General features: G+C 34.5%; 8 protein-coding genes and 1 pseudogene. All 9 read right to left on the minus strand.

Translation table 11 applies throughout. The features are described 5' to 3' along the window. Positions 1-119: 119 nt before the first annotated feature. Positions 120-1,535: pseudogene (locus P0Y62_09115) on the minus strand (glycosyltransferase). Then, positions 1,532-2,605, minus strand: coding sequence for a HEAT repeat domain-containing protein (locus P0Y62_09120; GenBank protein ID WEK71713.1), 1,074 nt, complete (start codon positions 2,603-2,605; stop codon positions 1,532-1,534). The pseudogene P0Y62_09115 and the gene P0Y62_09120 overlap by 4 nt, the downstream one beginning before the upstream one ends. Positions 2,606-2,610: 5 nt before the next feature. Then, positions 2,611-2,967 carry a response regulator gene (locus P0Y62_09125; GenBank protein WEK71714.1) on the minus strand — a complete coding sequence of 119 codons (357 nt, stop codon included), beginning with the start codon at positions 2,965-2,967 and terminating at the stop codon, positions 2,611-2,613. Between the two features lie 20 nt (positions 2,968-2,987). Beyond that, a complete protein-coding gene (locus tag P0Y62_09130; GenBank protein WEK71715.1) occupies positions 2,988-6,902 on the minus strand; it encodes a response regulator in 3,915 nt (1,304 codons plus the stop codon). A 267-nt stretch (positions 6,903-7,169) separates the two neighbouring features. Continuing rightward, a complete protein-coding gene (locus P0Y62_09135) occupies positions 7,170-8,303 on the minus strand; it encodes an aminotransferase class I/II-fold pyridoxal phosphate-dependent enzyme (protein WEK71716.1) in 1,134 nt (377 codons plus the stop codon). A 47-nt stretch (positions 8,304-8,350) separates the two neighbouring features. Then, entirely contained in the window at positions 8,351-8,902 is a 552-nt protein-coding gene (locus P0Y62_09140) for a sugar transferase (GenBank protein ID WEK71717.1), read from the minus strand. Between the two features lie 32 nt (positions 8,903-8,934). Continuing rightward, positions 8,935-9,843, minus strand: coding sequence for an NAD-dependent epimerase/dehydratase family protein (locus P0Y62_09145; protein WEK71718.1), 909 nt, complete (start codon positions 9,841-9,843; stop codon positions 8,935-8,937). Positions 9,844-9,846: 3 nt separating this feature from the next. Then, positions 9,847-10,971: a glycosyltransferase family 4 protein gene (locus P0Y62_09150; GenBank protein ID WEK71719.1), complete on the minus strand. Its 1,125-nt coding sequence runs from the start codon at positions 10,969-10,971 to the stop codon at positions 9,847-9,849. A 58-nt stretch (positions 10,972-11,029) separates the two neighbouring features. Continuing rightward, positions 11,030-12,922 carry an asparagine synthase (glutamine-hydrolyzing) gene (gene asnB / locus P0Y62_09155; GenBank protein WEK71720.1) on the minus strand — a complete coding sequence of 631 codons (1,893 nt, stop codon included), beginning with the start codon at positions 12,920-12,922 and terminating at the stop codon, positions 11,030-11,032. Positions 12,923-12,925: the final 3 nt, after the last annotated feature.

Genomic DNA, 12,925 nt, shown 5'->3' on the forward strand with positions numbered 1-12,925 from the left:
TCTATCAATATTCCTAATGTAAATAAAAATAAGAATACCATAGCGAAAACACCCCATTGTCTAAGACCTAGTTTAAATATAGCAAGAACACGCTTCTTCCAGGGTAAATTTTTATCTTCCTGGCTAAAGCCCTGCCTCGTCATTTCGCCCCAGGCATGTGATTTTTTAAAATAATCTATAAATCCTTTTACTCCTGCTTTTACCACGACCGGATGAAAATAAAAAGGTTCTATCACAGCCGTAAAAATTAAGGTAAGAAAATCCTTTCTTTTCGTATATACCTGCCTGCTTATAAGATCTACCAGAATGGCATAGATAGAATAAAGAATCCCGGTGGAGATTACTAATGCAAAAAGTACCAAAAAGAATGGCCAGTTAACTATTCCCAGAATTAAAAAAATAAAGAATATGATAATTCCCGAAAATTCTACCAAAGGACCTAGAAATTCAAAAAAGAACCAATATGGAAGACTTATCATACCCAATTTACCGTAATTAGGATTGAACATAAGTTTTCTATGTTTCCAAAGGGTCTCCATAGTACCACGCATCCAACGGTTTCGCTGTTTTTTCAGAATATCTTTTGTTTCCGGTACTTCCGTCCAGCACAAAGGATCTGGGATATTCACGACTTCATAGGGCTCATTTTTTTCTTCCATGTACCTTCTCATTCGTACCACCAGTTCCATATCTTCTCCTACGGTATTTCTGTCATATCCTCCGCAGGCCAAGACTATACTCCTATCAAACGCTCCGAAAGCTCCTGAGATCAGAATTAATCCGGATGCTCTGGACCACGCCATTCGCCCTAATACAAATGCTCTTATGTATTCTAATGCCTGACTTCTTCCCAGCCAGGTTTTAGGTATATTTACATCGGTAACCTTACCGTTTTCTATTTTACAGTTGTTTGCCAATCGGATTACTCCTCCACAGGCAATTACTTTTTTATCAGTCTGCTCCAAGAATGGTTTTGCCAGCCTCAGAACCGCATCCTGCTCAAGAATACAGTCAACATCTATACATACAATATATTCTCCGGAAGAAATATTGACTCCAACATTCAAAGCATCAGCTTTTCCTCCGTTTTCTTTGTCTACAACGATAAGTTTTTTAAAAGCTGGATTTTTACTTTTATAAATTCCACGTATCGGTTTGGTTTCGATATCTCCCTGTACAAAAAATGAAACGGATTCCAGCTCATATGCCTGAATCAGTTTTTCCATAGAATCATCTTTGCTCCCGTCGTTGACAATAATTATTTCCAGATTATAATAATAGAGCGATAACAGAGATCTCACATTATCTACAATGGTCATCCCTTCATTGTATGCAGGCGCAATAAGACTGAAAACAGGAGCATTGGGATTGGCAGCAATGATACTGTAATCTGTAAAAGTGTTTTCGTTTTTATACCGAACCACCGCTCCGAGGGCATAAATTCCTATCCATGCATAGATGAGAAAAACAGCAGCCGAATAGAGTAAAAACAGCCAAATAACAATCTCATAAATAATATGGGAGAATTCTATCATATCTTTTCTTGTAATGCATGTTTAATAATCTGAACTAATTGCGGACACGAAGCATCATTTTCTATGATTTCCAGCAGATAATCATGATATCCTAACGAAAGAAGGGCTTCAGCAGCAGCAATTTTTATCCCCGGAAGATTTGTTCCGTTCAATTTTTCTTTATAAAAATCAGCACAACGAGGGTCGTGAGATAATTTCATCGCTTTCAGCATTTCTATCTGTACCTCAAGAGGCTGCTCTTCATAGATTTCTTTAAATTCTGTAATGGTAGAAGGTGTTTCCAGCGACTGTAATGCTTTTACCGCTTCTATACGGACATCTATGGCCGGATGAGTCAACAAAGCTCTTGCTTTATTATAAAAAGCCAGCATCTGGAATTTTCTAAGCAATCGCAAGGCAAAAATAATCACCGAAGTATTCTGGCTGTCTAACCAGACATTAACGACCTGCTGACACTGATCGGGATCCAGATTGATTGACCTGAGTAAACGAAGCTGCTGCCAGTCAGAAATGATGTAAGCAAAGTCATTAAGAAAATGCAACCCCTGAAATCCGTTGAACACAACCATTGCATACTGCGCCTCCTGATATACCTGAGGAGAAGGATGCTTCAGAAACGGCATAATTTTAGGAACCGCAGATTCTACTTTCATCGCCGTAAGCTCCTGTATACCTTCTGCAATAAGATGAGGCTTTTTTTGTTCTAGTTTTTTGAAGGCCTCTTTCTGCAGATTATAATCCGTAAAAATTTTTTTAATCTCATCCTGTGCTCCTCCTGAAAATTTTTTCTCAGAAGCCACCAATCTTTCTAAAAACAGGTTTCTGAATGAAGATTCCTGTGAATAGGTATTAAAAATCTCATCGTCTTTTTTTTCTTCCGGACCATAAACGATCGCCTCCGAAACTTTTTCGTCGATCATATCGGACCATTGATGAATATGAGTCAGTGTTTTGTACTGATGAAAGCTATATGAAAGTACAACTATAATTAAAAGCAGTACCAATATTAATATTCCTAAAAAGGTAAGGAACAGCTCATGTACCGAAACATATAGAAATAGTGCGGTCATTTTTTCTATTTAGCGGTGAGTCTTTTTATACGTAGTATTAATTCATTGGGACTAAAAGGCTTTACCATAAAATCTGAAGCTCCTAAATCGAAAGCTTCCAACACCACTTCTTCTTGTCCTAAACTGGAAAGCATGATCACCGGGATTTTTTTACCGAATGATCTTACTGCAGCAAGTATCTCCGTACCTGAAGCAAAAGGCATCATAATGTCTGTAATAATGAGATCTATTTCTCTTTCTTTAATGGTATCAATAGCGTCTTTACCATTGCGTGTAACCACTACTTCATAACCTTCTTTTAAAAGTTTGTGTTCTACTGTTTTTAATATCAACTCATCATCTTCAGCAATCAAGATTAACATACTTATTATTTTTTTAGTTTTTATTGATTTATTAGTTTATTTATTAAGCTTTCTCCTATTGTTATTTCCTCTTTTATGGCAGCTTCCATTACTTCATAATCAGAATTCTGATCTAAATTCTTTTCCCAGTCTGAAGCTGATTGTGCCAATCTAAACAAGCCGGCAGTTCCCGAGGTTCCTTTTAATTTATGTAAAAATGCTTTTGCCGCATTAAGATCTCTTTCTTCTGTAATCTTTTTTAGTTTTTCTGATGATTGGGTAAGCTCCTGAATGACCAAATTTAAGAAGAATGTTTTAAATCCTTCGTCTTCCCCAATCTGCTCTTTCAGCATATCCATATCCAAATATTCTCCTATCGGTACATCATCTTTTATTGGTATTTCTTCTGCGTGTTCATGAGCTAAATACTTTTTCAACATATTGAAGAGATCATTCTGTCTAAGAGGTTTAGGCAGAAAATCTGACATTCCAGATTCTAAGCATTTATCTTTTTCTCCTGTAACGCTTCCTGCTGTTACCCCTATAATAGGAATGTTTACATAATTTGATAACAGACGAATATGTTTTGTAGCTTCAATTCCGTCCATGACAGGCATCTGAACATCCATTAAAACGAGATCAAACTGTTCTTTTTTACATTGATCCAAAGCTTCCTGCCCGTTTACAACTTCTACTAGCGCAGCATTAGGAGTAAGTGAGCTCATCATTCTTTGATTAAGTGCCATATTCACCGGATTATCATCCGCCAATAATACTTTAAGAGGCTGCATAAATACCGACTCATTGGCATTTGGTTTCGCAGCAGGAACTTCAGCATCTTTTTTAGTGTATTGAATTGCCCTGCTCAATGTTGTATAAAGTTCATCAGATTTAATAGGCTTCAGCAAACAATATGATTTTTCATCCTGACGGAAAGAGGAAATCACTTCATGTTCTTCAGAAGAAGTGTGAAGTACAATAAGCGGTGTCATTTCTCCCTGTTTCTTAAACAGCTCTTTAATTTTATCTATCGTTTCAAGACCTGATAAAATTGGCATATGATAGTCCATTAAGATGACATCAAATCTTTCGCCCTGCATCAGGAGCTGAATGGCTTCCAATCCGTTTGCTGCTAATTCAGACTTTATGTTTTTATATTCCAGCATATGCTTCAGGATCATTCTGTTATTTTCATTATCATCCACAATAAGCACACGCTCTATTTCTAAGTCTGCAATATCATCAAGATCCTCTATTTCATAAGGGATTTCAAGATCAAAGAAAAATACGGATCCTTTTCCAATTTCGCTGCTCAATGAAAGGTTGCTTCCCATATATTTCAGGATATTGTTAGAAATAGTGAGGCCAAGACCTGTTCCTCCGTACTTTTTACTTACCGAACTGTCTTCCTGGGTAAAGGCGTCGAAAATACGCTGTTGTTTTTCTAAAGGAATTCCTATTCCTGTATCTCTTACAGAAAAACGAATCGTGACCTTTTTTTCATCACTTTTCAGTTTTTCAATTTTAAGTTCAATTTCTCCCTGTCCTGTAAATTTCACTGCATTTCCCAAAAGATTGATCAAGACCTGCTTGATTCTGGATTCATCCAGCCATAACGTTCGAGGTAATCCCTGCTCGATATTAAGAAGCAGTTCCAGATCTTTTCTTTGTGCCTGATACAGAACTACATTTACAACCTGATTTGCCAGGTCATAGATATTATATTTATCTATAAACAGCTCCAGCTTACCCGATTCTATTTTAGAGAAATCAAGAATATCATTAATTATATTTAATAAACTACTGCCTGATTCGTTTATGTAATTCAGATACTGAACCTGTGTGTCATTTAACGGGGTTTTTAACAAGAGATCTGAGAATCCTATCACACCATTAAGAGGAGTACGGATTTCATGGCTCATATTCGCTAAAAACTCAGATTTTGCTCTACTCGCAAGATCAGCCAGTTCCTTAGCTTTTTTAAGCTCTTCATTAGTTTTTACAAGATTTGTAATATTCTGCGTAAAAATAATGACTCCTCCTATTTCTCCATCATTCATATTCCAAGGAATTACTTCCCAGTTAAAATGTTGAGGTTCATCAAATCCTACGATCTCAAATACCTGGTTTTCATTTTTATATGGAATACCCTGTAGTGCATCTTTATAAATTTTTCTCCTTTCTTCCGGTACATCGGGATAAATACTGAATAGATTTTTCCCAATAATATCCTGGCTTCCTTGGTGAAACTCTTCTTTCCACCTTTTACTTACTGAAACATGGTTCAGGTCTTTGTCAAACATAGCAACCGCAGCAGGTACATTATTGACAAAAGATTGAAGCATCGCCTCTTTTCGTTCCAGTTCAAGATATGTTTTTTTAGCCGCATCGATATCCTGAATAATTCCAAAAATCCTAACACATTCATCACCTTCGAATTCAGGGATTCCTTTTACTCTTACCCAAATAACTGTTCCGTCTGTTCTCTTAAGCTGGAATTCTTCATCAAAGGAAATTCCCTTTTCTATTGCTCTTGTCAGCAGGAATCTCATTCTTTTTTCACTTTCCCTTTCATAAAATGCAATCAGGCTTTCAAAATCCGGAGTAAAATTTTTATCGACTTTATAAATCTCCCTTGTCGATTCTGACCACAGCATTACACGAGATTTAAGATTCATTTCCCAACCTCCTACCTGAGCAACGGAACTCGTTTGTTCCAGTATTTTTTTTGTATTGATCAAATCTCTTTCCAGATGAATACGTTCGGTCATATTCAATGCTGTACTTACTACATATGGAGTGCCTGTTTCGTCGGTTTCTACCATATTGTGATACATCCAGTAGATCTGTTCTCCATCTTTTGCCTGAAGGATCATCATTCCCGAATCTTCTCTATTAGCATTAATGCGCAATAAATACTGATTCAGTAATCCGCGATGACCTGCAGGTACTAAATCCTTCAGATTTAAAGAAGCAACCTCTTCTTTAGGATATTTCAGAACTTCACGCCCTTTTTCATTTACGGACAAAATATTGCCCTCCATATCATGCATACTCATCAATCCGATAGCATTCTCAAAAAAGTTTCTGAATCTGCGCTCCGAACTTTCCAGTTTCTGGCGTTCCTGCATTTCCTGAGTAATATTTCTACCAAAACAGAAAATCTCAGTTTTCCCCATATTCTGTTTCACCTGCCATTCTATAATGATATCTCCGTCAGCTGTTGCAGTATAGGTTGTATAGTCTATTCCATTTTCATTAGAGGGTAAATCCCTGTACAATTCTTTCAGTTTTTCGTTATTTTTCCCTAAAAGACTTATGAAGTCTCTTTCAATAACATCGTTTTTATTCAGCTGAAAGACATTTTCGAAAGCCGGATTTACATTTTTCAATTTGAAGCCGTTATCCAGCACACAAATAATATTGTTGGTTATAGCAAAGGTTTCAGAAAAATATTCTGCCTGAATATTCTTTCTTTTACTTATCAATATTTTGGTAATCGCCTCTCCCAGTTTCTTCAAAGAATTGATTTGAGGTTCGGAAAGTGTTTTAGGCTTGTAATCTATAACGCATAATGTTCCCAGAATCAAACCTACTTCATCAATCAACGGAACTCCGGCATAAAAACGGATACCACCCTCTCTAATGATTGCATTAGAAGATGATCGGTAGTCTAAAAAAGTATCATTAATTACCAATACTTCCCTATCCATAATAGTATATTGACAGACTGTATCCTTACGGGCAACAAAATCTAAAGACATTCCCACACAGCTTTGAATCGTCTGTGTTTCCTGTTCCATCATAGCAATGAGTGAAGCAGGACAATCGGCAATAAGACAAGCCGCTTCGGCAAATACATCCAAATCAGGATCTTTTCCAAGATTTAAAAGATCATAGATTTTCAGTCTTTCCAATCTTTCTGCTTCATTTTCAGGAACAGGGTATTTCTTCATACAGTATAGGTTTGTATATTATTCAATCTAAGCATCAAAATTAGCCATTAAAAGATTAAAATTCATTCAAGAAAATATCAAAATATCTTTATGAAAATATAATCTTCAACTATTTCACTTAATAGCGTTTTAATATGGTATAAAAATAAGGAATTAGAAAATAAGATGACAAACAAATATCGACAGCTTCCATTTATTCTCATAATCCCTTTGCATAAAAAAATCTGTAGTTTCCTACAGATTTCTATTATTTAATGTTAAAATTATTTAGCTAAAGAAATTCTTTATCACATTGGCAATCCTTTCACGGTCTTTATCAGATAAGTTTGATCCTGAAGGTAAACATAGTCCATTATCGAATAATTCTTCCGCAACATTCCCGCCATAGTAAGGAGCATCTGCAAACACTGGCTGTAAATGCATTGGTTTCCATAAAGGACGAGACTCTATAGTATCTTCCAAAAATGCTAATCGCAGTTCTTCACGGTTTCTTCCTGTTATTACCGGATCAATGATAATAGCTGACAGCCAATGATTGGAATAAAAATCTGAAGTCGGCTCTGAAAATACCTCAACTCCATTTATATTATTAAAAAGCTCTACATAAAACTCATGCATTTTTCGGCGAGCATCAACTCTATTTGATAAAACTTCCATCTGCCCTCTTCCTATTCCCGCAGTAATATTACTCATCCGATAATTATATCCAATATGAGAATGCTGATAATGAGGAGCATTATCTCTTGCCTGAGTAGAAAGAAATACTGCTTTATCTTTGTCTTCTTTTGTATGACAAACCAAAGCACCTCCACCTGAAGTTGTAATAATTTTATTTCCGTTAAAGGACAAAATTCCGAAACGTCCAAAAGTTCCGCAAGCCTGATTTTTATAGGTAGAGCCTAAAGCTTCTGCCGCATCCTCAATGACCGGAATCTCATACTTTGCTGCAATTTCATTAATTTCTTTCATTTTCGCAGGCATTCCATAGAGATGTACCACAATGATCGCTTTAGGCTTTTTCCCCTTTTGGGTGCGATCTTCAATAGCTTCTTGTAATGCTTTCGGACAAATGTTCCAAGTTTCTTTTTCCGAGTCGATGAATACAGGAGTGGCTCCGCAATAAGTGATGGGATTGGCCGAAGCAACAAATGAAAAGGTAGAAGTAAGAACCTCATCATGTTTTTCCACATTTAACATTACTAATGCTAAATGAATGGCAGATGTGGCAGAATTCAATGCCACCAGTTCATGATTATTACCTAAGCATTGTTTTAAATCCTGCTCGAAACCATCTATATTTTCCCCAATTGAAGTGACCCAATTTTTCTCAAAGGCATCGCTTACATAAAAAAGTTCTTTTCCTGAAAGATGGGGTGAAGAAAGCCATATTTTATCCTGCATTTTACTGTTTTAAAGTAAATTTAATTGATTTAAAGTAAAATGGAAAATTATTTTTGGATTCTGTCTCCCTGACCTTTTCCGCTAACGGTTGCAAAAATATACTTAAAATAATCTGAAAGTGTAAGGTTCTGAATCATCTCCGCATCTTTAATCGCAAGCTCTAAAGGGGTTGACATATCGATTTCGTTAATCTGTGAAAGACCAGTAATTCCAGGTACTACATTATAAACCCCTCTTTTATCTCTTTCTTCAATTAATTCAGTTTGGTTAAATAAGTTCGGTCTTGGCCCAACTAAACTCATATCGCCGGTTAAAACATTGATCAATTGCGGAAGTTCATCCAGTTTAGATTTACGTAAAAAGCTTCCAAATTTTGTGACTGACGCCTGATTTGAGAGATGTGTAGCCACAGATTTAGTATTGACATGCATGGTTCTGAATTTAATTAGTTTGAACGGCCTCTTATAGCGTCCTACTCTTTCCTGAACAAATATGGGTGAACCTGTATCAAACAATCCTATTATATATAAAATTACAAGAATTGGCCAAAGGAATAAAAGTCCGAAAAATGAAAATAAAAAATCGAATATGCGAATCATAATTTTTAAATGTGAGTGTGATAATTTTAAGTCTATTTTTTTTCTTTAAAGCTTTTAATTGTTTTGATAAGGCCTTCCTCTGCTGATAAGGGTAGTTTTTCAATTCCTAACGCAGATTTTATTTTTTGGTTGGAAACCACATAGGATTCTGTAAGCTTTTTTAACCTTTCAGAATTTAACGGAAGCTTTAGTTTATCCCCTAAACCAGCAATTTTCTCAATCAAGCCTTTAGAAATTGACCAAAGTTTTGGTTTTTTATTCAAAGCTTTATTTATTGTTGAAATTAATTCATTGGTGGAAAGAGCTTCATCATCTGCAAAATTATAAATTCCTGATTGTAAATCATCTTTCATAAGCATTTCATATATCAGATAATTCAAATTATCTATCCCAAAAAAAGATCTTTGATTATGAAATGATGCGAGAGGCCAAGGCAAGCCTTTTTCAACAATTTTATAGAGAAGATTTAGGTTTCCTTTGTTTCCCGGACCATGGATCATACAAGGTCGAATGATATAAACTTTCTTTCCTTCAGGTAAATTTTGATTTAAGATATATTCTTCTGCTTCGATTTTTGACTTCCCATAATGTGTTATCGGATTAGCTTCATCGCTTTCCGTCAAAATTTCTTCGACAGAATCTGCTGCGGCTTTTACAGAACTGAAATAAAAGAATTTTTTTATATCTGAATTTAAAAATTCATTAAATATTTCAATAGTCAAATCACGATTTATTTTATAATACTCATCAGGGTTCGAGACATTTGAAGTGTCGTGAGCTTTACCTGAAAGATGAATAATCGCATCGGAAGATTTTGAAAAACCTGTTTTCCAGTTCTTACTTCTTAAAGAAAAAACGTTTATTACACAATCTTTTTGTTTTAAAAAAAACGAAAGATTTTTTCCTACAAAACCGGATGCTCCCGTAATAGTTACAATCATTTTTTATTTTAATAAATCTTTATAGATTTCCAAATGTCTTTTTATAACAGCATTTACATCAAATTCTTTTTCTGCCTTTATTCTAGATTGATATCCCATCTTTTCTATCAAATCAGGATTTACCACTAACTTTTCTATGGCATCTGCAAGTTCTCTAACAGAATATACCGGTACTTTTAATCCATTAATACCTTCATCTACACACTCCCGGCAACCTATGGCATCAGTTGTAATAATAGCTCTACCAATGGCACAAGCTTCTATTAATGTTTTAGGCATACCTTCTCTATATGACGGTAATATTACAATGTGTGAATCTTTGTAGACCTTTACCATATCTTTTTGGTAGCCAATCCACACGACATAATCTCCATCTTGCCAATCGTTTAAATAGCTTGCAGGAACTCCTGCCTTATTATCTTCGTCTGCCAAACCAGACAAAATGATCTGTAACTGATCATGATATTTTTCCTTGAGCAATTCTGATGCTTCCCTCAGTTCCTTCACCCCTTTATCCCATAACATTCTTATAGGCAAAACTATTTTAATTCTATCAAAAGAAGGGAAAAGACTTTTTTCATATTTTACCAGGTCAACCCCAGAACCTTTTATCCTTGCTATTGTATTTTTTTTAGATAGTATTCTTAAATTTTTGAAAACCCTTTGATCATCATCATTTTGAAAAATAACCGTTAATTTATCTCTATCGAATCCATAACGCATTAATCTTATCATTAACCTCTGGACAGAACCTTTTCGATCACCAGTGAAATTATATCCTAAACCACTTACAGCATTTAATACACCTTTCATATTCAAGGTTCTTGCAATAATTGATCCATAAGTTACCGGCTTTAATGTAATATGGTGAACAACATCTGGCTTAACTTTCTTATATAATTGATAGAACTGACCTAAAGTCTTAAATTCTTTAAGAGGATTTATTCCGGATCTTGAAAATTTAAAATCTATAAAAGTTATCCCATCAACTTCTATTTCTTTTTTTCTTCCTGTGTCTTCACAAGCAACAAATACTTTCCACCCATCTTTACTTGCTTGTTGCGCAATACACAACCGATGAGAAATAAAAAACCAGTCGACGTTAGCAACCATTAAAAGTGTATTCATAACAAACACATATTATCAAAAAACATTAAGCACTATTTTATTTAATATCATCAAATATTTATAAATTCTCATAAATATTTTTATACCATTTTTGGAAACAATAAAACGTCCAAACTTTAAAGGAATGATCTTCCAAAGAATTAATATGACTCTTTACCATATTTACAAGCGAATCTGTGATAAATAAATTTTGTTTATTTAAAAAACCAAGATCAATGTAAGACTCTAATTCTTTTCTCATTCCATGTCTCAACCAATCACCAACAGGGACTCCAAAACCCTGCTTTGATTTTTCTAGAAAATCATTTGGAAAATACTGTTCGAACGCCTTTTTAAGGATATATTTTTTATTATTTCCTTTAAGTAGAAAATGTTCAGGAAGAGAATTGGTGTAATTCCAGAGTTTTCTATTTAGAAAGGGTGCTCTGCACTCGAGAGAAGTAAGCATACTGGTTCTGTCTACTTTAACAATCATATCTCCTTCCAGACTAATCATTTTATCTACTTCCCTGAAATCAGTAAGTGATAGTGGCGCAGGAACTTTAGTTTTATATAATTTTAACGGGTCAGTATCAAAGGAATCATTTTTTAAATAATGCTTCATCTCCAGATCTGAGAAACCAAGCTTGATAATATTATAATAGAATTCACTGCCATAGTTTATTGAGTTTAAAGATTTTCTAATTTTAAATTTAATTCCTCTTTTATCTTCTTTTTGCCTTGTAAATCTATCGGTAATTTGTAAAATATTTTTATGAAATGACTCAGGAACTAAACTTGTGTACCTTCTATTGATTTTTCCAATTAAATATTTGTTATAACCACCAAAGATCTCGTCTCCCCCATCTCCGGTGAGTGCCACCTTAACATATTGACTGGTCTTTTTTGAAACCAGATAGCTCGGTAATGCTGAAGAATCTGCAAAAGGCTCATCAAAATTTAATATTATATCATTTAAATCTTCTGATAAGTCTTTCTCCAAAATTACAAACTCATGATGGTTGCTTCCTATTAATTTAGCTACTAACCGTGATTTTTCTGTTTCATCGAATGCTTTTTTTTCAAAGCCAATTGAAAAGGTATTTATCTTTTCGCTTTTATTTTGTGCCAAGCAAAGACTCACTATTGAAGAATCTACACCACCAGACAGAAAGGTTCCGATAGGGACATCTGATATACTTCTTGATTCTACAGATTCATGTACCAGATCAAAAACTTCTTTTTTTGCATCTTCGAATGAAATATCTTTTTTTCTAATTTCTTCAGGAGCATTTATTATTATAATGTTGAGCTCATCTTTTTTGAGATCATATTCAAGATATTTGTTTGCTTCTAATTTATGAATTCCTTCGTATATTGAATAAGGTGCAGGAATGTATGTAAGCTGGAAAAAAAGAGATAATCCTACTTTGTTGATTTGGGGTTTATAATTCAATATTGACATTATGGATTTCAATTCTGAAGCCCATATTAGTTCATTATTATTTGTAGTATAATACAGTGGTTTTTCTCCAAAGAAATCTCTAACGATGTAGATTTTACCATTTATTTTATCATAAATAGAAAAAACAAACATCCCGTCTAATTTATTAAAAGCTTCCGTCCCATATTGTTCATATAGTTTCAATATGACCTCTGTATCTGAAGTGGTATGGAAAGTAATGCCTTTATCCTCTAAATCAGCTCTTAATATCCTATAATTGTATATTTCACCATTAAAAACAATTACTTTCGACCTGTCATCCGTAAAAATCGGTTGTTTTCCTGATGACAGATCAATAATTGATAAACGACGCATGGCAAAACCTATTCCCGTGTTGTCAAAATGGTTTGTAAAAAAGCCATCATCATCGGGACCGCGATGAATTATATGGCGATTCATCACTTCCAAGTTTTTTAAAATTTCATTCTCAGAAATATTTTTTTTTATAATTCCATTAACACCACACATATT

The organism is Candidatus Chryseobacterium colombiense (assembly GCA_029203185.1).
Lineage (GTDB): Bacteria > Bacteroidota > Bacteroidia > Flavobacteriales > Weeksellaceae > Chryseobacterium > Chryseobacterium colombiense.